This window comes from Pseudomonas mediterranea CFBP 5447 (assembly GCF_000774145.1).
Lineage (GTDB): Bacteria > Pseudomonadota > Gammaproteobacteria > Pseudomonadales > Pseudomonadaceae > Aquipseudomonas > Aquipseudomonas mediterranea.
The window spans coordinates 861,986-886,453 of the sequence record NZ_KN322987.1; the positions used below are offsets into that span (position 1 = coordinate 861,986).

General features: G+C 64.4%; 10 protein-coding genes. 5 read left to right on the forward strand and 5 right to left on the reverse strand.

Features of this window, described 5'->3' with window-relative positions; all coding sequences use genetic code 11:
• Positions 1–75 precede the first annotated feature (75 nt).
• Genes N005_RS23680 through N005_RS23690 form a run of 3 tightly spaced genes read left to right on the forward strand, consistent with a single transcriptional unit; the run spans position 76 to position 15,747 of the window.
• Complete coding sequence (locus N005_RS23680) at positions 76–10,275, forward strand: non-ribosomal peptide synthetase (RefSeq protein ID WP_047703406.1); 10,200 nt, start codon at positions 76–78, stop codon at positions 10,273–10,275.
• Positions 10,272–14,099, forward strand: a complete 3,828-nt coding sequence (locus tag N005_RS23685; protein ID WP_047703407.1) for a non-ribosomal peptide synthetase — start codon at positions 10,272–10,274, stop codon at positions 14,097–14,099. Before N005_RS23680 ends, N005_RS23685 begins: the two co-directional genes overlap by 4 nt.
• Before the next feature lies 1 nt (position 14,100).
• The gene (locus N005_RS23690; protein ID WP_047703408.1) at positions 14,101–15,747 is read left to right on the forward strand and encodes a cyclic peptide export ABC transporter; all 1,647 of its coding nucleotides are present in this window, start codon (positions 14,101–14,103) and stop codon (positions 15,745–15,747) included.
• A 207-nt stretch (positions 15,748–15,954) separates the two neighbouring features.
• Here N005_RS23690 and fhuF read toward each other — a convergent pair whose 3' ends face one another.
• Positions 15,955–16,644, reverse strand: a complete 690-nt coding sequence (gene fhuF, locus N005_RS23695; protein ID WP_081993335.1) for a siderophore-iron reductase FhuF — start codon at positions 16,642–16,644, stop codon at positions 15,955–15,957.
• 194 nt (positions 16,645–16,838) lie between these two features.
• On the opposite strand from fhuF, the gene N005_RS23700 reads away from it, so the two are divergent.
• Both N005_RS23700 and N005_RS23705 read left to right on the forward strand, forming a co-directional pair.
• Positions 16,839–18,548 (forward strand): ABC transporter ATP-binding protein/permease, encoded by a 1,710-nt coding sequence (locus tag N005_RS23700; RefSeq protein WP_047703409.1) that lies wholly within the window; start codon positions 16,839–16,841, stop codon positions 18,546–18,548.
• 253 nt (positions 18,549–18,801) lie between these two features.
• Positions 18,802–20,025, forward strand: coding sequence for a zinc-dependent alcohol dehydrogenase (locus N005_RS23705; RefSeq protein ID WP_047703410.1), 1,224 nt, complete (start codon positions 18,802–18,804; stop codon positions 20,023–20,025).
• Between the two features lie 75 nt (positions 20,026–20,100).
• Here N005_RS23705 and N005_RS23710 read toward each other — a convergent pair whose 3' ends face one another.
• The 4 genes from N005_RS23710 to N005_RS23725 form a co-directional block, all read right to left on the reverse strand.
• Entirely contained in the window at positions 20,101–21,360 is a 1,260-nt protein-coding gene (locus N005_RS23710) for a type II toxin-antitoxin system HipA family toxin (RefSeq protein ID WP_047703411.1), read from the reverse strand.
• Complete coding sequence (locus tag N005_RS23715) at positions 21,353–21,670, reverse strand: helix-turn-helix domain-containing protein (RefSeq protein ID WP_047703412.1); 318 nt, start codon at positions 21,668–21,670, stop codon at positions 21,353–21,355. The genes N005_RS23710 and N005_RS23715 overlap by 8 nt, the downstream gene beginning before the upstream one ends.
• Positions 21,671–21,879: 209 nt before the next feature.
• Positions 21,880–23,037 (reverse strand): alginate O-acetyltransferase AlgX-related protein, encoded by a 1,158-nt coding sequence (locus tag N005_RS23720; protein WP_047703413.1) that lies wholly within the window; start codon positions 23,035–23,037, stop codon positions 21,880–21,882.
• Positions 23,037–24,452 (reverse strand): MBOAT family O-acyltransferase, encoded by a 1,416-nt coding sequence (locus tag N005_RS23725; protein WP_047703414.1) that lies wholly within the window; start codon positions 24,450–24,452, stop codon positions 23,037–23,039. Before N005_RS23725 ends, N005_RS23720 begins: the two co-directional genes overlap by 1 nt.
• Positions 24,453–24,468 lie beyond the last annotated feature (16 nt).

Below are 24,468 nucleotides of genomic sequence, written 5' to 3' on the forward strand. Positions count from 1 at the left end.
GGGGTCATCGCCTGACCACCGCGGCGTCAACCCGACACTCACTGTTTTCAAGCCTTTGAAATGGACCAAGCAAGCATGAACAACATCGAAGACATCTACTCCCTTTCGCCGACCCAGCACGGCCTGTTGTTTCACAGTGTCTTTGAACCGGATTCGCGGGTGTACTACCAGCAATTGAGCCTGGAAATGAACGGCCCGCTGCAACTCAACGCCTTTCGCGGCGCCTGGCAGGCGCTGATGCAGCGCCACGCCGTGCTGCGCAGCGCGTTTCTCTGGGAAGAGCTGGACGATGCCTATCAGGTGGTGCAGCAGGACGTCGAGCTGCCCCTGACCGAACTGGACTGGCAGGACCGCGCCGACCCGCAAGCCGCGCTGGAACAATTGGGCCTGGAGCAACGGGCACAACCCCTGGAATTGAATGAATCGCCACTGATGCGCGTCTGCCTGGTGCGCCTGGCCCCCGAGCGCTGGCACCTGATCTGGACCTTCCATCACATCCTCATGGACGGCTGGAGCGTCGGCATCGCCGTGCAGGAATGGCTGGCGCTCTACTACGAGCAAGCCCATGGCCGCCCCGCCCATCTGCCACCGACCCGCGCCTACCGCGACTACATCGCCTGGCTGGCGGAGCAGGACATGGCGGCCACCGAAGGCTTCTGGCGCGAGCAGTTGCAGGACCTGAGCGAACCAACCCCGCTGCCCAACTTCGCCGTACGCGAGGCCGCGCCTGCCGGGGCGCCTTTCGCCGAGCGGGAAAGCCGGCTGGATGCCAGCGAAACCGAGCAACTGTCGCAGTTCGCTCGCAGCCACGACCTGACCATCAACACCCTGATCCAGGGCGCCTGGGCGTTGCTGCTGGGCCAGCACGCCGGGCGTGACGACGTGGTCTACGGCGTTACCGTCGCCGGCCGTCCGGAGAACCTGGCGGCGGTCGACAGCACCGTCGGCCTGTTCATCAACACCCTGCCGCTGCGGGTACAGTGGGCCGACAGCCCGGCACTGGTGGATTGGCTGCAGCAGTTGCAGCACGCCAACAGCGACCTGCGCCACCACGCCTACCTGCCCTTGGGCAAACTCAAGTCGATGACGCGGATTGCCGCCGAACAGGCGCTGTTCGATTCGATCCTTGTATTCGAAAATTTCCCGGTCACCGATGCGCTGAACCAGGACACCGGCGGCTTGAGCTTCAGCGCTCCGGCCAGTGAACAGCAGGCCGACGGCATCACCCTGACCCAGGGCCGCAACCACTTCCCGCTGTCGCTGATCGTGATGCCGGACAAACAGTTGCATTACCTGATCAGCTACGACCGCAGCCGCTTCAGCGACGCCGAGGTCGCGGTGCTGTCCGCACAGCTACGCGCGATCCTGTTGGCGATGACCGCGCAAGCCCAGTGCCGGGTCAACGAACTCGAATGGCTGAGCGCGGAAGAACGCCAGCAACTGCTGGTACAGGGTCTTGGCGCGCAATTGCCGGTGCCCCAGGACTGCCTGCACCAGCGTTTCGAACAGCAAGTGGCCGCCTATCCCGAGCAACTGGCGGTACGCGATCGCCAAGTGGCGCTGACCTACCGTGAACTCGATCAACAGGCCAACCGCCTCAGCCAATACCTGCGCGCCCAGGGCATCGGCCACGACAGCGTGGTCGCCCTGGCCCTGGAACGCAGCGCCGATTTCGTCGTGGCCCTGCTCGCCACCCTCAAGGCCGGCGCAGCGTATCTGCCGCTGGACATCAAACAGCCCGCCGGGCGCCTGGTCGACGTGCTGGTGGACAGCCGCGCCGCGCTGCTGATCGGCGCCAGCCCTTCGCCGCTGCTCAAGGGCCTGGCCGAGCACACGCCGGCGCTGTGGCTGACCGAACAGGCCCAGGCCATCGCCACCCAGCCGGACACGCCACCCGTCGTGGCCCACAGCCCGAGCGATGCCGCCTATGTGATCTACACCTCGGGCTCCACCGGCACGCCCAAGGGGGTGGTGGTCGAGCACCGGTCCATCGTCGACTACCTGACGGCGGTGCAGGCCGTGCTCAACCCGCCGGCGGCCGCCCGCTACGGCTTGCTGTCCAGCATCGCCGCCGACCTCGGCCATACCCAACTGTTCGGTGCCCTGTGCAGCGGCGCCAGCCTGTTGCTGGTGGATGAAGACAGCGGTTTCAGCCCACTGGCCCTGGCCGAACTCTTCGACCAGCATCCGGTGGATGTACTGAAAATCACCCCAAGCCACCTCGCCGGCCTGTTGCAGGCACTGCCCGATGCGCGCCTGCTGCCGCGCACGCTGCTGGTGTTCGGTGGCGACGCCCTCAGCCCGGCGCTGCTGGAGCAAGTGAACCGCCTGGCACCGGGCTTGAAGGTGTTCAACCACTATGGCCCGAGTGAAGCGACCGTCGGCGCCATCGCGACCGAACTGCCGGCAGGCCTGCGCAGCATCGCGCTCGGCCGGCCGCTGCCGAACCGTCAACTGCAGGTCGTCGGCGGCAACGGTCGCCTGGCGGCCATCGGCGTGCCCGGCGAACTGCTGATCAGCGGCGCGCTGGCCCGGGGTTACCTGCACCGGGACGACCTCACCGCCGAACGCTTCCACGTCGATGCCAACGAGCAACGCTGGTACCGCACCGGCGACCGCGTGCGCTGGCAAGTCGACGGTCAGATCGCGTTCCTTGGCCGCGTCGACAGCCAGGTGAAGATCCGTGGCAACCGCCTGGAGCTGGGCGAAGTCGAGGCGCAGATCAAGCGCCTGTCACCGCTGATCGAACAGGCACTGGTGCGCGTCGTCGAACTGGACGGCAGCCCACGCCTGGTGGCCTGGCTGGTCGCCAGCCAATCGATTTCCCCCGCCAAGCTGCGCAACGACCTCAGCGCCCGCGTGCCGGACTACATGGTGCCGGCGCACTTCATCACCCTGGATGAACTGCCCCTTACCCGCAATGGCAAAGTCGACGTCCAGCGTTTGCCGACGCCGCAAAAACCCACCGACGACAGCGCCAGCCACGTCGCCCCGCGCAATGAAGTCGAGACCCTGCTGGCCGAGATCTGGCAGGACGTGCTCAAGCTGGAACGGGTTGGCGTACACGACAACTTCTTCGCCCTGGGCGGCGACTCGATCATCAACTTGCAGATCATCGCCCGCGCCAACCAGCAAGGGCTCAAGCTCACGCCTCGGCAGTTGTTCGAAAACCGCACCATCGCCGACATCGCCCGGGTGCTGGGCGCCGATGCCGGCCAGGGAGTGGCGGAAAACCTTGCCGATGGCTACGCGTTGCCACTGGGCGCCGGCCAATTGGCGCGGCTGCAACAGGGCCCGCTCGAGGCCACCTGGCGCTGCGTGGCGCTGTCCCAGGCCATCGACAGCACCCTGCTGGGCCAAGCGATCAGCGCCTTGCAACAACATCACCAGGCCTTGCGCCTGGCACTCAAAGCGTTGCCCGACGGGCAATGGCAGCAAAAGGTCCTGGGCGCGGCCAAGGCAGCGGTGATCGGCCACGAGAAACTGTCCGCGTGCGATCCGCTGCACTTGCAAGCCCTGGCCCAGGCCGGTGTCGACGCGCTTGAACTGGACGCCGGCCAGACCCTGCACGCCTGCCTGTTGGAGGTAGACGGCAAGCCGTCGCTGTTGCTGGCCGCTCACCCGCTGTGCGTGGACGAAGCGTCCTGGTCGCTGCTGCTTGCCGACCTCAACCTGGCGCTGGCACAACTGACGTATCACCGGCCGGTCCGCTTGTCCTATGCCGGCGGCGATTTCAGCCAGTGGACGCGACACCAGCAGGCCCACGCACAAAGCGACGCCCTCGACGATGCCTGGGAACATTGGCTGCAATACGCCGGCACGGAGCCGCTGCAATTGCCGGGAAGCGAGCAACCCACCAGCGTGGTCGAACACGCCCTGCCCGCCAGCACCTCCAGCGAACTCAAACGCGTGGCGGAGGTGCTGCAGCTGGACTGGAACAGCCTGCTGGCCGCTGCCGTGGTCGAACAAGGCCGGGCGCTGTGCGGCGACGGCCTGATCGCGCTGAGCGTACAGGGCACCCGAGCCGCCACCGAACGCTTGCCGGTCGATGCGCCCATTGCCGTGGCCGACCTCGAACCGGCTCGCATCCTCGGTCCCCTGGATCTGGCCGTGGCGTACTTCCTCCAGACCGAAGGCGACAGCCTGCTGCAACGGGTGCAGGCCCTGGTTGCGCAAATGCGCGCCTACCCGCAACACGGCGTTGACTACGGCGCCCTGCGTTACCTGTCGGACAACACTTACCTGCAAGAGCCCCTGCGCGACCTGCCAGCGGCAGCGGTCGCCATCCGCTGGCTGGGCAACCTCGACAGCCACCGCGAGGAGCACGGCATCCTCAGCGGGGTCGAAGCGGCAAACCCACTGGCGGCGTCTGCCTGCCCGCTGACACTCGATGCCTGGTGGCAGGACGATTGCCTGCACCTGCGTAGCCAGGGCGCCCTCGCCGCCAGCTGGGCGCCACGGCTCATGCAACGCTTGGTCGAACTCGCCGGGCTGCACACCGCCACTGACCTGCGCCCCGCCAGCCAGGCCTTCCCGCTGTGCCACAAGCAAGCGACAACCCTGTCGGCCGAGCCCCTGGACTGGCCGAACATCGAAGACGTCTACCCGTTGTCGTCGATGCAACAGGGCATGCTCTTGCACACCCTGCTGCAACCCCACAGCGGCATCTACCTGATGCAGCAACGCTACAGCTGGGACGGCGTGTTGCAGCGCCCGGCCATGGAAGCGGCCTGGCAGTTGTTCCTGCAACGGCACCCGATGATGCGCACTGCGTTCTGGTGGCAGGAAGACCACGAGCCGCTGCAATGCGTATATCGACAAACCCATCGGGCCTTCGACTGGCAGGACCTGCGTCATCTCGATGAAGAACAGCAGCGCCTGGCGATGGACCAGGCCCTGGAAGCGCAACGCCTGCAAGGCTTCGACATGGCCTGTGCGCCGTTGACCCATTTGCGGGTGTTCCAGCTCGATGAGCGCCGCTTCGCCGTGGTGCGCAGCTTCCACCATATCCTCACCGACGCCTGGTGCTTCGGCCTGTTGATGGAAGACCTGCTGGCGATCTACCAGGCCCTCGTCCGCCAGGAGCCCGTGGCCCGTCCGCGCCTGCGTTCGTTCCGCGGCTACATGAGCTGGCTGGAGCGCCATGACATGGCCGCCGCGCACGCCTTCTGGCAGGCGGAAATGGCCGGTTTCAGCGAGCCGACGCCGCTGCACGTGGACAGCCCTGTAGCCCGTCCCGAGCAGGCGCCGGAGCAGGTCGGCGATTTCGACCAGACCCTGAGCATCGCCCAGACCCAGCGGTTGCAGCAGTTGTGCCAGCAATACCAATTGACCCCTAACACCTGGATCCAGGGTGCCTGGGCGCTGTTGCTGTCGCGCTACAGCGGAAACCGCGACGTGCTGTTCGGCGTCACCGTGGCCGGTCGCCCGACCGACCTGGCCGGCGTGGAAGAAATGGTCGGGCTGTTCATCAACAGCCTGCCGCTGCGGGTCGACGTCGACCCCGAAGCGCCGGTCGCCGACTGGCTGCAGGCACTGCTGTCGCACAACGCGCAATTGCGCGAGCACGAAAGCGCATCGCTGGTGGACATCCAGCGTTGCAGCGAGGTGCCCCGTGGCCAGCAGTTGTTCGACAGCCTGGTGGTGTTCGAAAACGCCCCGCTGGACATCAGCAGCGTGCAACTGGATGCCTTCAGCATCGACATCTACGAAGACCGGGTGCACACCAACTTCCCGATGACGGTGGTGCTCTACCCCGGCGACCGCCTGGGCATTCGCCTGTCCTATGACAGCCAGCGCTTCAGCACCGACACCGTGCAGCGCATGCTCGGCCATCTGGTGCAACTGCTGTCGAGCATGCTCGACCAGCCGCAGGCGCCGCTGGGCAGCCTGCACATGCTCACCGAAGCGGAACGCCAGCAGTTGCAGATCGAGTGCAACCGCAGCGCGATGGACTTCCCGCTGGAACGCGGCTATGCGGCGCTGTTCGCCGATCAGGTGCAGCGCCGTGGGCAACACCTCGCCGCGGTCTGCCAGGGTCAATCGCTGACCTACGCCGAACTGGACCGCCGCGCCAACGCCATCGCCCACGGGCTGCAAGCGTCCGGCGCCGGTCCGGAAACCCTGGTGGCGCTGTTTGCCGAGCGTGGCCTGGCCCTGCTGACGATGATGATCGCCACGCTCAAGGTCGGCGCCGCATTCCAGGCCCTGGACATCCAGCAACCGCCCGCCCGCCTGGCGGAACTGCTGAACCTCGGCGAAGCGCCGCTGCTGCTGGTCTGCGAGCAGGCGACAGCGACGCTGGACAACGTCCTGCCGCAGATGCGCCGGCAACCCACCTGCCTGATCGCCCAAGCGCTTTGGAAAGGCGGCGAACAAGCACCGGTTACGTATTCGCACAACCCTGACCAACTGGCCTACGTGATCTTCACCTCGGGCTCCACCGGCACGCCGAAAGGGGTCATGGTCGAACAACGAGGGATGCTCAACAACATGTTCGGCAAGGTGCCGAGCCTGGGGCTGGGTGAGCACGACCGGATTGCCCAGACGGCGTCCGCGGCGTTCGACATCAGCGTGTGGCAGTTCCTCGCCGCATCATTGTTCGGCGCCACCGTGCATATCCTTCCCGATGCCCAGGCCCACGACCCGGTGGCCCTGCTCGACGCCGTCCAGGAACACGGGCTGACGCTGCTGGAAACCGTGCCGGCGCTGATCCGTGGCATGCTCCAGGAGAGTCAGGCACATCACGACCTGGCAAGCCTGCGCTGGTTGCTGCCCACCGGCGAAGCACTGCCGCCGGCCCTGGCCCGGGACTGGTTCGGGCGCTTCCCGGCCATCCCTTTGATGAACGCCTACGGCCCGGCGGAATGCTCGGACGACGTCGCCTTCCACCCCATCACCGAGGCGCCGACCGACGATTGCCTGCACATGCCCATCGGCAAGCCGACCGCCAACAACCAGGTGTTCGTGCTGGATTCGGAGCTGCGCATGGTGCCCCTCGGCGTTCCCGGTGAGTTGTGCATCGGCGGCGTCGGTGTGGGCCGCGGTTACCTGCGTGACCCGCAGCGCACCCAGGAAGCCTTTGTCCCGCACCCGTTCCAGGCGGACGCACGCTTGTACCGCAGCGGCGACATCGGCCGGATGCGCGCCGACGGCGTGATCGAGTACCTCGGCCGTCGCGACCAGCAAGTGAAGATCCGTGGTCACCGTATCGAACTGGGCGAGATCGAAAACCGCCTGATGCAGCACCCGGCAGTGGACAGCGCCGCCGTCCTGGCGCTGCCCGATGCCCGGGGTGCCTTGCAACTGGTCGCCTGGTACGTGCTCGACAGCGCTGCCGACCTGGGCGGCGAATCCGCGCAACAGCTGCTGAGCGCTTACCTGGGCTCGCAACTGGCGAACTACATGGTCCCGGCCCGCTGGCTGGCCCTTGAACAATTGCCGTTGAACGCCAACGGCAAGGTCGACCGTCGTGCCCTCGCCGCCAAAGGCGTGCCTCAGACCGAGACCACCGATGAGCGGTGCGTGGCACCGCGCACCGCCACCGAGCAGGTCCTGGCGGAACTCTGGCAGGAGATCCTCGGCCTCGACAGCGTCGGCGTGCACGATGACTTCTTCGCCATCGGCGGCCACTCGCTGCTGGCTACCCAAGTGTTGTCGCGGATCCGTCGGCGCCTGAACGTCAGCCTGCCGCTGCGCACGCTGTTCGAACGCGGCACCCTGGAGCAACTGGCCGCAGCGGTCGACCGGCAGCGCGACACCCAGGTCGCGTCCGAGGGCGACAACGAAATCGCCCTGGCGCCACGTCACCAGCCGCTGCCGTTGTCCTACGCCCAGCAGCGCTTGTGGTTCCTCGATCGCTTCGAAGGCCCGAGCGCCGCCTATAACATGAGTACCGTGGTGAGGTTGCGCGGGGCGCTGGACATCCCGGCGTTGCAAGCAGCGTTGCAGGCTGTGCTGGAGCGTCATGAGTCGTTGCGCACCGCCTTCCACCTCAACGGCGACCAGCCCTGCCAGGTGATCAGCCCGGCACCGCGGGTCGACCTGACGCCGACCGAGCTGGATCAACTGGCCGGCGAGGCGCAGGCAGCCACCCTGCAACGCCTGATCGACGAGCAGGCCGGCACCCCGTTCGACTTGCAACAGGCGCCGATGCTGCGTGCCAACCTGCTGCGCCTGGGCACGGATGATCATGTGCTGCAATTGGTGCTGCATCACATCGCCACCGACGCCTGGTCCATGGGCGTCCTCGTCCAGGAGTTGATTATCGGCTATCAAGCCTACAAAGGCGGATCGACACCTGAGCTGCCGCTTTTGCCGATCCAGTACGCCGACTATGCCCACTGGCAACGCAGCGAAGCACAGCAGCGTCTGCTGGCCCGGGCCATCGACTACTGGCGTCGGCAACTGGACGGCGCACCGACGCTGATCCCGCTGCCGCTGGATTACCCGCGTCCGGCGCGTCCGGACTATCAGGGCGCGGCGCTGGAACAACGCTTCACCCCAGCCCAGACCCAGGTGCTCAAGGCGTATGCGCAAGAGCACCGGGCGACGCTGTTCATGGTCTTGCTCAATGCCTTCAACAGCCTGATGCAGCGCGCCACCGGGGCCAGCGATTTCATCGTCGGCACCGACCTGGCCAACCGCGAACACCCGGCCCTGGAACACCTGATCGGTTTCTTCGTCAACGTGCTGCCGATCCGCGCGCGCCTGACCGAAGGCGAGACCTTCGACGTTCGCCTGCAACGCTTGCGTGAAGATTGCCTGTCGGCCTTCCAGCATCAGCAAGTGCCGTTCGACAAGCTGGTGGAAGAGTTGCAACCGCCACGCACGCCGGGGGTGAACCCGTTGGTCCAGGTGCTGTTCGTCATGCAGAACACGCCGAGCGGCAACGCCAACCTGCCGGACCTTGCGGTGGAACACCTGGTATCGCGCCAGGAGAGCAGCAAGTTCGACTTGGCGGTATTTGTCGAGGAAGACGAAGAGCAAGGCCTGAACGTGCGCTGGGTGTACCGCACCAGCGTGTTGCAGGAAGCGACCGTCCAGCGTTTCGAGCAAGGCTTCGCAAGCCTGGTCGAGCAGATCGCCTCGGTCTCCGGACAGGCGCTGGACCAGTGGTCCTGGCGCCTCGTGGAAAGCCAGGGCAGTGTCCTGGCCGACGCGCCCGCCGACGACGCCACGGCCCGCAGTTCCCGCAAGCTTTCCAAGCTGAGCAAGCTCAAGCAGACCCGCGCCACCGCCGTCAGCCAGCTGGCCCACGAACAGGTGCGCAGCCGCAGCCTCATCGCCGGGCAACCCCTGCCCCTGGTGATCGAGCCGTTGCTCGGCGACCTGGATCCGGTGCACTGGGCGCTGCAAGCCCGGGAATGGATCAACGAGCAATTGCGCACCCACGGCGGCCTGTTGTTCCGTGGTTTCAACTTGCCGGACGCCGCCGCGTTCGAACAGTTCGCCCAAGCCATCGAACCGGACCTCTACGGGACCTACGGCGACCTGCCGAAGAACACCTCCGGAAAGAACATCTACCACTCCACGCCGTACCCGGAACAACACATGATTCTCTTCCACAACGAGAGCTCGCACCTGCCGCAGTGGCCGCGCAAGCAGTGGTTCTATTGCGAGACACCGTCCCCTGTGGGCGGCTGCACGCCCATCGTCGATTGCCGCCAGGTACTGGCGCGGTTGCCGGACGACATCGTCACCCGCCTGAAAACCCATGGCCTGCTCTACGTGCGCCACTTCACCGACAAGCTCGACGTGCGCTGGCAGGACTTCTTCAAGACCGAACAACGCGAGGAAGTCGAGCGCCAATGCCGGGCGTCGGGCATGCGCTGGGAATGGCTGGGGGCCGATAACCTGCGCATTGCCCAGCACTGCCCGGCGATTGTCGAGCACCCCGAGACCGGCGAGCTGTCGTTCTTCAACCAGGTGCAACTGCACCACACCGCCTGCCTGGAGCCTGAAGTGCGCAGCAACCTGATCAATCTGTTCGGCCCGGAGCACCTGCCGCGCAACGTCTACTACGGCGATGGCAGCGTGATCGAAGATGCGGTGATGGAGGTGATCGGTGCGGCGTACGAAGATTGCGCGGTGCGGTTTACCTGGCAAAAGGGTGACATGGTGATGCTCGACAACATGCTGGTGGCCCACGCCCGGGACCCCTTTGAAGGCGAGCGCAAGATTTGCGTCGCCATGGGCCAGATGATGCGCCGCGAAGAGCTGACGGGGCATTTGCCTGAAGCACAGGCGTTGCCGGTGGCGGAGGTGCTGGCATGACCGCTTACGAAAAGCGTGAAGAAGCCTTCGCCCTCTCGCCACAGCAGCGCAGCCAGTGGCTGGGCGGGTTGCCGGCGGTGCGGCTGGAGCTGGAGATTCGCGGTGCGTTGGCGCTGGAGCGCCTGCAACAACGGCTCGCCGCGTTGAGCGCTTGCCACGAGGCCCTGCGCCTGCGGGTGCGGCCGGAGCCGGGATTGCTGACGCCGTTGCAAGTCATTGAGTCCACCACCAGCGCCGCCGATGGCATCGGCGTCGATGTGCAATCGGTGGATGCCGACCGGCACCGGGTCGTGCTGCAACTGCCCGCCCTCAGCGCGGACCGCGGAACCGTACTGCGCCTGGTGCAGGCGCTGGCGTCGGCGCAGGCACCGGCGTTCGACGAAGAGGCCATGACCTATACTCAGTACAGCGCCTGGTTGTACGAACTGCAGACCGACGAAGATGCCGAACATGGCCGGCGCTTCTGGGCAACCCAGGCGCTGGACGATTCGGCCACCGGCGAATTGCTCTACCGCCAGGTACGCAATGATCGCGCCGATGCACCGGTGGTCACGCGCCTGGTCGTCAGCCCACAGTTGGGCATGGCCCTGGACAGTTTTTGCCAGCGTCGCGGGGCCTCCCCCGAGCAGGTGCTGATGACTGCCTGGGGCGTGCTGTTGCAGCGTTTGAGCAGCGGCGACAGCCCGGCGTTGACCCTGAACTGGGTCCACGACTGCCGCGACGACTACGAAGAACTCGCCGACTGCTGGGGCCTGTTCGCCAAGCCCCTGCCCTTGCGCTGGGAACCGGCTCCCGAGCATTCCTTTGCCCAGGCGCTGGCGAACCTGCAAGCACTCTGCGAACACGCCACCGAATGGCAGGAGTATTGCGGCGTCGGCACTGCGCAAGCGATCGAGGCGGCCCATTACGGCTTCCAGTGGGGTGCGAACCTGCCTGGGCCGCTCGGCCTCCTGGGCAGCAGCGCATCGACGCTTACCGTGCTGGACGTCCAAGCCATCCCGTCGGGCATGGAGCTGCTGCTGGTGGCCGAAACCCTCGGCGGCGGCTATCGCCTGAACCTGTCTCATCCGCCGAGCCGCTACAGCGAACAAGCCGCCACGACGCTGCTGGAACAATTGCAGTCGTTGCTGCTCGATGCCCTCGCCAACCCGGACAAACCGCTGTCGCAACTGTCGCTGCAGGCGCCGGGCTTCGCGGCGACGCTGGCAGCCGTGCAGGCACCGCTCGACGCGCCGCCGTTCACCAACGTGCCGGTGCGCTTCAGCGAATGTGCCGCGCAGTTCCCCACGCACCTGGCCCTGCGTGACCACAACGGGCACTTGAGCTACGCCGAACTGGACGCACGCAGCAATCAACTGGCCCATTACCTGAAGACCCAGGGTGTCGGCCGCGAGGATCGCGTGGCGTTGTACCTGGATCGCTCGGTGCAGATGGTGCTGGCGATGCTGGGCGTGCTCAAGAGCGGTGCGGCATTCATCCCACTGGATGCCCAACAGCCCGCGCAGCGTTCCCTGGCGATTCTGCAGCAGGCGCAACCGACCTTCGTCCTTAGCGGCGCGGCCGGCAGCGCACCCGCCCTGCCGTCCGTCGGCAGCCTCGACCTGCGCGATGAAGCCGCCTGGCAGCAAGGGCCGACCAGCGCACCGGACCTCGACATCCAACCCGAGGACGCGGCCTACGTGCTGTTCACCTCAGGCAGCACCGGCACGCCCAAGGGCGTCATCGTCGAACACCGGCAGCTTGGCAGCTACGTCGCCAGTGTCTCCCGGCGCCTGAAACTCGCAGCGGGCGAGCGCAGCGCGGTAGTCACCTCGCTGGCGGCCGACCTCGGCTACACCCTGCTGTTCCCGGCGCTGCTCAGCGGCGGCGAATTACACCTGCTGGACAAGGAAACCGCCATGGACGCCCAGGCCTGGGCTGCTTGGCAGGCGCAATACCCGGTCGATCACCTGAAGATCGTGCCGTCGCTGCTCGACGCCTGGCTGATCCATGCCCAAAGCGCTGCGGTGCTGCCGCGCAAACAACTGATTCTCGGCGGTGAAACCTGCTCGCGACGCCTGTTGCAGAGCATTCGCCAGCACGCACCGACGCTAATGATCTTCAACCATTACGGCCCCACCGAAACCACGGTCGGGGTGGTGATGCACGCAGTCGAGCCGGCGGTGGATTATCGTCGCCTGCCCCTCAGCGACCGTCTCGACGGCATGCGCCTGTACCTGCTCGACGACCAGCAGGCTCTGGCCGCCCCTGGCCAAAGCGCCGAGTTGTATATCGGCGGCCCGCAACTGGCGCGCGGCTACCTGGACGCGCAACAGAGCGCTGACCGCTTTATCGAACTGGCCCAGCTGCCCGGCGAGCGCCTGTATCGCACCGGCGACATGGCCCGTTATCTTCATGACGGCAGCCTGGAAATCACCGGGCGTGCGGATCGCCAGGTAAAGATCCGCGGTTTCCGCGTGGAACTCGACGAGATCCAGGCGCAACTGACCGGCCTGCCCGGTGTGGCCCAAGTCGCCGTGGAGTGCATCCCTCGGGGCGAACTCGGCCAGCAACTGTTCGCCTTCATAACCCTGGCGCCCGGGCATTCGACCAACGTCGCCCGGCTGCATGGCCAGGCCCAGGACTGCCTGCCGGACTACATGCTGCCGACCTTGCGGATTGTCGAGGCACTGCCGCTGATGGGTAACGGCAAGCTCGACCGCAAGACGTTGCAGCAATGGGCGGACAAGGTGCTCGACACGGTCGGCAGCGCCCTGCCGCGCACCCCGCTGGAAGCCTTGCTCGCCGACGTCTGGGCGCAAGTGCTGGGCCTGGAGCGGGTGGGCATCGACGATGACTTCTTCGAACTGGGCGGCCATTCCCTGGCAGCGGTGACGCTTGCCAGTCGTCTGCAGACCGCGTTGTCGGCGCCGGTGACGGTCAATGCGGTGTTCAACGCCCCCAGCGTCTCGGCTTTTGCGGCGCTGGTGCAGGCCGAGCTCAAGCTCTCGCCGCTGGTCCGGCTGTCGGCGCCCAATGCCAATGCCGCCAATCTGTTCTGCTTCCACCCGTCCACCGGCCATGTGCAGGACTACCGCACGCTGCTGGCCCCGCTGCAATCCTGGAACCTCTGGGGTCTGCAGGCGGCCTACCTGGCCGAGGACAGCACCACGCTGGATGGCGATGTCGAGAGCCTTGCCGCACTCTACGTTGAGCACCTGCGCCAGCAGCAACCCCACGGCCCCTATCACCTGCTGGGCTTCTCCCTCGGTGGACTGCTGGCGATTGCCGCGGCCGCGCGCCTGGAAAGCCTGGGCGAGCAAGTGGCCTTCCTCGGCATCATCGACTCGCAATACCAGCATCAGGCGCCGGAAGACAGTGTCGAGGCGTTGCTGGAATCGGCTGCGCAGGCATTGACCCTGGACAGCCAGGCGCTGATGCGTCAGTTGCCGCCACCGGTCATCGCCGCGCTGACCGAGCAACTGGACGCCCTGCCCCCAGCGAAACGCCTGGCGGAACTGGTGCAGTGGGCCCGCCAGCAAGGCCTGCAACTCGACGGCGACAGTTGGGAACACCTGCAAACGCGACTACGCTATCAGCAGCACACACAGCACCTGCTAGCCAGCTTCAAGCCGGCGCAGCTAAGCTGCCCGGTTCATGTCTGGTGGGCCAGCGACACCCTGGCCCAGGCCGAGTTCGTCGACCCGCATTGGGAACGCCTGAGCAGCGGGCCGCTGACCCGCGAGGTCATCCAGGCGCAGCACCTCACCATCCTCGAGCAAGGCGCCCTGCACCAGCAATTGGCGGCGTGTCTCGAGACATTGGCTACGCACGGAGTGGTTTGAAATGGATCTGTTGTTACTCATGGCTAAACGCTCATGGCGCGCACTGCTGGTGGCGACCCTGACGGGCCTGATCTGCGGCCTCGCGGCGGCCGGGCTGATCGCCAACATCAACCACAGCCTGGCGGTGTTCGACCAATTGCGTCCGCTGGACGGCCTGTACTTCGGTGGGCTGGTGGTGCTGGTGGCGATATCCCGGGTGATCTCCGACGTCAGCCTGCTGCGCCTGGGCCAGGCGGCGGTACACGACATGCGCCTGCACCTGAGCGCCAAGCTGATCGACACGCCTTACGCGCAGTTGCAACGCCTGGGCAAGCACCGCCTGCTGGCGATGTTGACCGACGATACCCAGACCATCAGCCAGGCCGTGGAGCTGGTGCCGATCCTGTTGGTCAACGCCGGGATCATCGCCGCGTGCCTGGCCTACCTGGGCTGGCTGAGCCTGCCGCTGCTGGGCCTGACGCTGTCACTGATTGTCCTGGGCAGCCTCAGTTTCAACTGGCCGCAGCGCCGGGCCTTGACCTCGATCTCCCGTGCACGGGAGCTCAAGGACCAGTTGTTCGACCAGTACCGCCTGCTCACCGACGGCAGCAAGGAGCTGCAACTCAACCACCCGCGTCGCCAGCACTTCTTCACCCGCCTGCTGATACCGGTGAGCCAGCAGTATCGCCGGGACTTTGTACGGGGCATGAGCATCTACGCCCTGGTGCTGAACTGGGGCAATGCGGTGTTCTACCTGCTGATCGGCGTGGTGCTGTTCGCCGCGCCGCAGTTCATTGACCTGAGCGCCAGCCTGGTGACCGGCTATATCCTGGCAATCCTGTACATGATCACGCCGCTGTCGGAGCTGATGCACGCCTTGCCGACCCTGGGCCGGGCCAGCGTTGCACTGAACAAGATCCGAGCCCTGGAAAGCGAGATGCAGACCGCCGACGAGGCCGACGACAGCCTCTCTCCGACCCAGGTCCGCAGCCTGGTGTGCCGGCAGGTCAGCCATACCTACTACCGCGAACGCGAAGACGGCCATTTCACCCTCGGCCCCATCGACCTGACGTTGAATGCCGGCGAAGTGGTATTCATCACCGGCGGCAACGGCAGCGGCAAGACCACCCTGGCCTTGTTGCTGACGGGGCTCTACCGGCCGGAAGGCGGCGACATCATGCTCGATGAGCAAGTCTCCTCAAGCAATGACAACCACCATTACCGCCAGCACTTCTCGGCGATCTTCACCGACTTCTGCCTGTTCGAGAACCTGTTCGATGGCGACGATCCGCACCTGGTGAAACAGGCCCAGGATTACCTGGTCCATCTGCAGTTGGATCACAAGGTGCACATCGAGGAAGGCAAGCTGACGACGCTGGCGCTGTCCACTGGGCAACGCAAGCGCCTGGCGCTGCTCAGTGCCTACCTGGATGATCGCCCGTGCTACCTGTTCGACGAGTGGGCGGCCGACCAGGACCCGGTGTTCAAGCACTTTTTCTACACCCGGATCCTGCCGGACCTGCGCGAGCGCGGCAAACTGCTGATCGTCATTTCCCATGACGATGCCTACTTCGGTCTGGCGGACCGGTTGATTCGCATCGAGCATGGCCAGCTCAGCGAAATCGCGCCCCACGCCGCCATGAAGATGCCGGCCATGCTGTCGGTTTAAGGCAGACGAAGAACCTGTGGCGAGGGGATTTATCCCCGCTGGGCTGCGCAGCAGCCCCTACACAGGCGACTCAATCCACCTGATATACCGAGTAGCAGGGCTTTGGGGCTGCTTTGCAGCCCAGCGGGGCGGTGCGACGTTTCGCTAAATCCCCTCGCCACAGGTTCATCGTTCTTCTTAGGTGAACAGCATTATCCCTAACGAGGCTCACGCCTCTTCATAGATGTAATGCAGGTAGCTCACCTGCTCCGCCAGGGGCAGGCGATGCAGTTTGGGGCAGGACTCGCAGAGCACCGGCGGCTGGCCTTCGACGGGTTCGTGCAGTTGGTAATGCAGGCAGCAATGCCGGCGCAAGGGCAAGCACGGGCAGATCTGCGGCGCGGGTGATTCGACCATGCGTTGCAGGCCCCGCAGCTTCAGGCGCCCGTCATTCACCGTGACCGGTTCCAGCCACTGGTGCGCCTCGGCAAATCCGTCCCGGGACAGGTCGGGGTCCATTCGCGCGAACGCACCATCCCAGATGGCAACCATGTTGCCCCACAGTATCTTCGGCGCCAGCCCCCCGGCGGCGGCCAGGGTCGCGAACAGCGGTGCCAGGTGCTCGTGGACCAACCGCGACCAGTAGGTCGCGCGCTCATCCGGGCCCAAAGCCGGCAGTCGGGTCGCCAGCCCCAGCGCCGAGGGCTGACCGTCATCGTGCAACAGCACCGCCTCTTCGCTCCAGAAATCGATGGCGCTGTGACGGGTCAACACACAGGCCAGGGTCGCCGGCAGGACGATGCTCATGTAGTTCATCGACCACTGCGACACCACGGCGGCGCGGTTCACCCCCGGATAACGCAGGGCGAAGCGGGTCAGCAGCGGTTGCAGGACCTCAGGGTCGGCAAGTCGGCTCAACGCGACGCAAGGCTGATCGGCGGCTCCCTGCCGGATAACCCGCCGTATCGGCGGCCAGGCCTGGTTGAGCCATTCTGGAAATTCGATGACGGGTCTCCCTTTCCCTAATTAATGCAAACGATTAGCATTGGCTGATCCTATCCTTCCTCATCTGCAAACTCAACGTCGTCAGCGACCGGGCTTACCAAGATCACATGCACACACTCCGCACTTTCTGGCGTCTCGCGCGGCCGTTCTGGACATCCGAGGAAAAATACCCGGCCCTGTTGCTGTTGTTGGGCACCGTGTTGATGACCCTGTGCCTGGTGGGCGTCAACATCCTCAACAATTTCTGGAACCTGCATTTTTACAACGCGTTGCAGGCCCTGGACTATCAGGGCTTTCTCGTCGGCAGCCTGCAATTCATCCTGCTGCAGGTCGGCATGGCCGGGTTTACCGTGGGTGCGTTCCACTTCCAGCAGAAGCTGACCATACGCTGGCGCCGTTGGGCCACCCGAAACATGCTCGACCAATGGCTGGGCAGCCAGCGCTACCAGAAGCTGAAGCTGAGCGAGACCGAGGTCGATAACCCCGACCAGCGGATCGCCGAAGACATCGACCTGTTTATCGTCAAGTCGCTGAAATTGAGCCTGGGATTGTTGACGTCGGTGGTGTCGCTGTTCTCCTTCCTGAATATTCTCTGGCAGGCGTCGAACCTGGTCAGCGTGCCGTTCGACGACCAATCGGTGGTCATTCCGGGGCTGCTGGTATGGATCGCACTGGTATATGCCCTGCTGGGCACCGGCCTGGCGTTCTGGCTGGGGCGCGCCTTGCCAAGCCTCAACTTCATGCAACAACGGCGCGAAGCGGATTTCCGCTTCTCTCTCATCCGCCTGCGGGAAAACGCCGACTCGGTGGCCCAGTACCGCGGCGAAGCGGTGGAAAACGAGCGCTTCAACCAGCGTCTGGAAGCGGCGTTGGAGAATTTCTGGGCGCTGGTCAAGAAGCAGAAGCTGATCATGGGCTATTCAACCTTCTACCTGCGCAGCGCCACGGTCATTCCCATGTTCATCATGGCGCCGCAATTCTTCGCCGGCGCATTCCCTTTGGGTCGCCTGACGCAGATCAGCGCAGCCTTCGGCGAAGTCCACGCGGCCATCGCCTACCTGGTCAGCGTGTTTCCGGAACTGTCGGAATGGAAGTCGGTGATCGACCGTTTGAACGGTTTCCAGGAACGCCTGGATCACCTCGAAATCAAGTCCGAGGTCCGTCTCGAGCAGCAGGCCGCCGGCCTCGATATCAAGGACCTGGACGTCTGGCTGCCGAGCGGCCGGCAATTGTTCAAGGGCTTCAACCTGTCGCTCAAGCCCGGCGACAGCCTGATGATCAGCGCGCCGTCCGGCTACGGCAAATCGACCTTGCTTCGCACGATCAGCGGGCTATGGCCCCATGCCAGCGGCACCAGCCGCTATGACCGGGAGCGGGCGCTGACCCTGTCGCAAAAACCCTACCTACCGCTGGGCTGTCTGCGCGAGGCGCTCTGGTACCCCAACCCGCCACGGCCCGAAGAAGATGCCGCGTTGCACCGGGTAATGGAGCACGTCGGCCTGCAACACCTGCGCGATCAACTGGACCAGGAGCGAGACTGGGCCCAGACCCTCAGCGTCGGCGAACAGCAACGCTGTGCATTCGTCCGCGCCCTGCTGGCCCGCCCGACGGTGCTGTTCCTCGACGAAAGCAGCTCGGCACTGGATGCGGCCAACGAGCTGCGCTGCTATCAGTTGCTCAAGCAGACACTGCCGGAGACGATTCTGATCAGCGTCGGGCACAACGCCTCGCTGGAGCATATTCACTGGCAGGTCCTGGAACTCAAGGATGAGGCGCAGTGGGTGCATCGCAAGGTTCAGCAGGCGGCTGTCAGCTAGCCGGGCGATCGTCATCGCGAGCAGGCTCGCTCCCACAGGGTTTCCGGGTGGCTGCAAGGTCTGTGGGCGGCGCAGATCCCATGTGGGAGCGAGCCTGCTCGCGATGGCGCCCGTACACTCAACACCGACCCAAACTGCCCCACCGCTTTCGCGATGACCGCCAGTCCCCGCACCGCGAGATCTCTCTGAACTTCCATCCGGCATCTTCCCTCTGCCCTTTACCAGCATGCTAATCAGAGAGAGGCAGGACGTCATGAGAGCACTCACTTACCACGGTGCGCACAATGTAAAAGTCGACACGGTCCCGGACCCGATCCTGATGGACAGCGATGACATCATCCTGCGCGTCACGGCGTCCGCCATCTGTGGTTCGGACCTGCACCTCTACCGCGGCAAGATCCCCTCGGTCGAGCATGGCGACATCTTCGGGCACGAGTTCATGGGAATCGTCGAAGAGGCAGGTCCCGCAGTGACCGCCGTTCAACCCGGCGACCGCGTAGTGATTCCATTCGTGATCGCTTGCGGCAGCTGTTTTTTCTGCCAGATGGACCTGTTCGCAGCCTGTGAAACGACCAACACCGGTCGCGGTGCCATCCTCAACAAGAAAGCCATCCCACCCGGCGCAGCGTTGTTCGGCTTCAGCCATCTGTATGGCGGTGTACCCGGTGGACAGGCCGAATATGTACGGGTGCCGAAGGCCAACACCGGCCCCTTCAAAGTGCCTGGGACTCTTTCGGACGAGAAGGTGCTGTTTCTTTCGGACATCCTGCCCACCGCGTTCCAGGCGGTCACCAATGCGGGGATCGGCAACGGCTCGAGTATCGCCATCTACGGCGCCGGGCCGGTCGGTTTATTGAGTGCCGCTTGCGCCCGGATGCTGGGCGCCGAGCAGATCTTCATGGTCGATCATCACCCCTATCGCCTCGCCTATGCACAGCAAACCTATGGCGTGATTCCAATCAACTTCGATGAAGATGACGATCCCGCCGACACGATCATTCGCCAGACCAAGGGCATGCGCGGTGTCGACGGCGTGGTCGATGCGGTGGGCTTCGAGGCCAAAGGCAGCACCACCGAGACGCTGCTTGCCACGCTCAAGCTTGAGGGCAGCAGCGGCAAAGCCCTGCGCCAGTGCATCGCGGCCGTCCGCCGTGGCGGGGTCGTGAGCGTGCCGGGGGTGTATGCCGGCTTCATCCACGGTTTCCTGTTTGGCGATGCCTTCGACAAAGGCCTGACGTTCAAGATGGGCCAGACCCATGTACAACGCTATCTCCCCGAGTTGCTCGACCACATCGAGACCGGTCGCCTGGCCCCGGAGGTCATTATCAGCCACCGGATGTCGCTGGAACAGGCCGCCGAGGGTTATGAGATTTTCGACAAGAAGCAGGAGGACTGCCGCAAGGTCATTCTGACGCCGGGGGACTCAGCCATCGCGTTGCCGGAGGGGGATGGCCCGGCCCTGGTGCTGGGGACTTGAACTCAGCCGCCTTGGGAGACGCCAGCGTAACGCTGGCCCGTACGTCGGCGAACACGTAACAGGGAGCGGTCATCGTTAGCAAAGCAGGGCAACATTGTCATCGATCCGGCCTTGAATGATGCGCAAGGTTTCCTGGGTGATCGCTTGTGGGTACAGCTTCTCGGCAACGGTTGCAAACTGACTGGCAACGCTGCAAATCCGGTCGATAATGGAGCTTGCCCTCTCCCATGAAACCTCTGCTTCATCCGCAAGCCTGAGCAGGGCCTTCCGGTTGATCGCCAAGGCCTCACCCATTACATCCATCTGGTGATAGCCGCCCGGCCCTTCGCAGAACGTCACGTCATAGGCCGGGGCCAGCTTCCAGTCGCCAGCCGGCGACATCAGGTAGGAAAAATTCTTGGGGTGGTCGTCTCGGTTGTTGAATGCGACGTTGAAGACTGCACGCTCGAATGCGATCGCTTTCTCTCGCACGTCATTGGTACACATCTGGGTCGCACGTAGGAAGTTGACGTAGTCCAGGGCACCCGGTGATTGGTAATCGGCTCCGGTAAAGGCTGCAAGGCTCTGCATGGGCACGCGTTGACCGTACAGACGGTCGAACCGTTTACTCGCGAACGCCGCCAGCCCGTTGGGCAGACTGAAGTACTCGGTATCCGGCGTCTGGATGCCGCATATACGCAAGCACTCGGCATAAACCATTTCGACGGCACAGACCTCGGGATGTTCGTCTTTGCCCGGGAACTTGATCAGCCACGCTTCGAAGCCTGGCTTGACGGCGGTGGTAAAGGATCCGGCTTCAGGATCCCGATAGACCAAGGCCTTTGGCCTGGCGCCCTGAGGAGAGCCCCCCACCAGCAGCAGGTTTTGCAGGAACTCCCCGCCTTCCCCCTTGAGAACTTCCTGCACCTCGGCTGCGAGCAGATCGAGGGGGATATGTGCTTGCGGCGCATGCCCCTCGGGAACCACGGGCTCGAATGACATCGCTCCCATGGCATTGCCGCCAATATAGGACAGCCGCTCCAGAGGTCCTATGCGTGCGGTATTAAGGTTACGACGCCTGAACAAACGGTCCATCAGCAGCATACCCCAACCGTCAGGCAGCGAGTCATAGATCGGACCGGGCAATCCCAACTGATGGGACGGGAACCCCCTGCGTAACTGCGGGCCCTGCAACGGAAGTGTGTAGGACGACAACTCCAGACCTCGAAGCTTCGCCTCATTGCTGTACTCGAACACAATCTGCGGTCGGCCGCTGAGGACAGTCGTCGACACAAGTGTCCCCCACAGCCAACGCTCTCCCCAGCCTTCGTAGTAGACGTCGACTTGCTCAAGCATTGTCGGGTTTCCTCGTGGCACGATGGCGCTTGGAAATGTGTTCGTAGAGGCGAATGTCTTCAATACTGTCCAGCACAGGCAGGAACAGTCCTTCGAGTTCCTTGCTGCGGCCCAGGACCATTGCTACACGAACGACATTCTCGAAGCCGACATTGCGCCCTGCCTCCAGATTGGACACGGTATTAGTCCCGATGCCTGCGCGCCCGGCGACCTCGGCTTGCGTCATCTGCTGAGCCAGCCGCTCCATGCGCAGGCGCTCGCAAAGTCGCTTGACGATCTCATCCGGCTTGCTGAAGCCTAAATCCAACATAATGGGTATCTCGTTACCTTAGCCCTTGCTAATTCACAACACTATAAGGTCAAGACTAGCACAGCGTAAGAAAACTTAATTCCCTTAAAACAAGGCTTAAATAGGTATATCTGCGGTTAATCAACAGTATATTGGAATTAGATCAGACATCTGCCTCTGCATCCCCTTCGGTGCTACGCTTTGAGTCCGCAAGAGAAACTCAATCACCATCACTCCTTCTCCAACATCCCGATCACCTCATACGGCGTCTGCAGGTCACGCTCGGGAATCTCCCAGATCAGCAGCTTGGGGGGCGTATCCCGAAAAGCCGGGTTGCTGAAGTACTGGTTGGCGCCGCCGGAGAATTCGCCACCGTCCTTGGCGAAACTTCCCACCGGAGCGCCCAGTGCCAGTTCGAGAAAACCCACGAAATTGGAGTTGCGCGAGAACGAGGTGCCGATCAGCGCGACGTTGGGCAGGCCTTCATCGCCAAACAGATCGTCGAGGTTGTCGCCGCCGTTCTCGGCAGCTTGCGGCTGCTCGCTGACTTGGGTGGCCGCGACGGTTTCCGGGGTGGGTTGCCAGCTCAGCGGCAGCCAGTCGATGCCGGCCAGATGCACGAGGTCACCTGCACGCAAGGCCGCCGGGTTGGTGAGGGTTACAAAGGTCTTTTGTGGCGTGGCGCGAATACCCATTCCCTGGACCTGTTGCGCAATTGCCCGGGCCGCCGCATTGGCGCCGCTCTCGCTCCAGTGTGTGTCGGTGCGCAGGTAAGCCGACGCGCCCAGCGGCTGCAACGTCGGCGCCAGGTTCAGCGCCGGTACCCCGGCCTGGCTCAGCGTGTTGGTCCACTCCTCCGCCCGCCGGGCCAGTTCGGTCGGACGATCCAGGCCACACAACTGCTCGGCGGCGATGCGGCTCTTGTCCGGCACCACCGCCACCAGCAATTGAATGCCGCGCTGGTTCAGTCGCCGTTGGACGTCGATCACTGCCTTCGCCTTGGCCTCGGCGTTGGCCCGGGCATGGCGGTTGATGCGCATCTCATCGGTGAGGAACAGCCAGCCCTGGCAACCCGGACGCACCCGCGGCCCGGTGTCATGGAACAGCAGCCAACTGGCGCCGCGCTCCAGGTTGGCGGCCTGTTCCGGGAACCAGGCGTTGGACAGCTGCTTGGCGATGCGGTGGGTGACATCGCCATGCACCACCGCATCGCGGGTCAGGTTGGCCGGCAGCATTTGCACCTTGCCGCTGAACAACAGCCAGCCGCAGGAGATCAAGCCGACACCGAGCAAGCCGATCAGTGTGTAGCCGCAGATTTTGCTGGTTCGGGTAACCAGATCACTAGGGGGTGGCGGTGCGCTGGGCGCAGACTTCTTTGGCGTCGTCATCAGAACTGAAAGTACAGGAAAGGCACGGCTTCACGGCTGGCGATCAGAGCGAACGACAGCAGGAATCCGGCCACGGGCCAAAGGGCGACAGCCAATGCGAACCACACATTGCCCGCCAGTCGTCTTTCACAGCGTACCTGCCAGATCGGCAGGATCACGCACACCACCCCCAGTAGCGCCGCCAGGCCATGCACCGGGCGCAACGTCACCGCCAGCGCATCGCCAAGGGCAAACCCGTGCAGGCCGAACTGCCCGGCGTACAGGGTCATGGCCGAGTGGAAATCCGGGGCGCGGAACAGTGTCCAGGCCAGGCAAACGAACAACAGCGTCAACACATGGGACAACGCACGCGGGACGGCCGGCAGGTTCGAGCGCGACCAGGCGCGGTCGACACACAACGCCACGCCATGGGCCGACCCCCACAGCAAGTAGTTCCAGCTGTCACCGCCATGCCACAGCCCGGCAATGGCCATGGTCAGGAACAGGTTGCGATAGGTTTTCCAGACACCGTGACGGTTACCGCCCAGGCCAATGTACAGGTAATCGCGCAACCAACTGGACAGCGACAAGTGCCAGCGCCGCCAGAAGTCCTGGATGCTGCTGGCCAGGTACGGCCGGTTGAAGTTTTCCGGGAAATGAAACCCCAGCATCAGCCCCAGGCCGATCGCCATGGCGCTGTAGCCGGCGAAGTCGAAAAACAATTGCAGCGAGTACGCCAGGCAACCGATCCAGGCGTCGACGAATGAGGGGTTTTCCAGATGGAAAGCCACGTCCACCAACGGCGCCAGGGTGTCGGCCACCAACACCTTCATGCACATGCCGACCATGAAGCGACGGGCACCAAGGGAGAAGTTCTGCCAGTTGAACCAGCGCTGTACCAGCTCGCGGCGGACCCAGTCATAACGAATGATCGGGCCGGCAATCGAGTGGCCGAACATGGAAATGTAGGTGGCGTAGTTGAGGAAACTGCGTTCCACCGGCACCGTGTGGCGGTGCACATCCACCAGATAGGAAATCGCCTGCAACACGATGAACGACAGCCCGGCCGGCAACGCGACTTTCTGCCATTCCAGCGGCATCGCGCCGTAGCTGGTGATCAGGTCGTTCCAGGTGCCGGCGACGATGTTCGCGTACTTGTACCAGCACAGCACGGCGGTGTTGAACACGATCAGCGCGACCAGCAGCCGCAAGCGCCCACGGGCGTCCTCGCGGGAACGGTCGACCAGCAGGCCGCCGACCCAGGCGACGATGGTCAGCACGATGTGCAACGACAGGAACAGCGGGCTCAGCCAGCCGTAGAACAACCAGCTGCCCGCCAGCAGCACCCCGTTGCGCCAGCCGTGGGGAACCAGGGCGTAGATCAACAGGAAGGCCGGCAGGAACAGCGTCAGGAACTCGAGCGAGGCGAAAACCATGGCGACAGCGCAATCC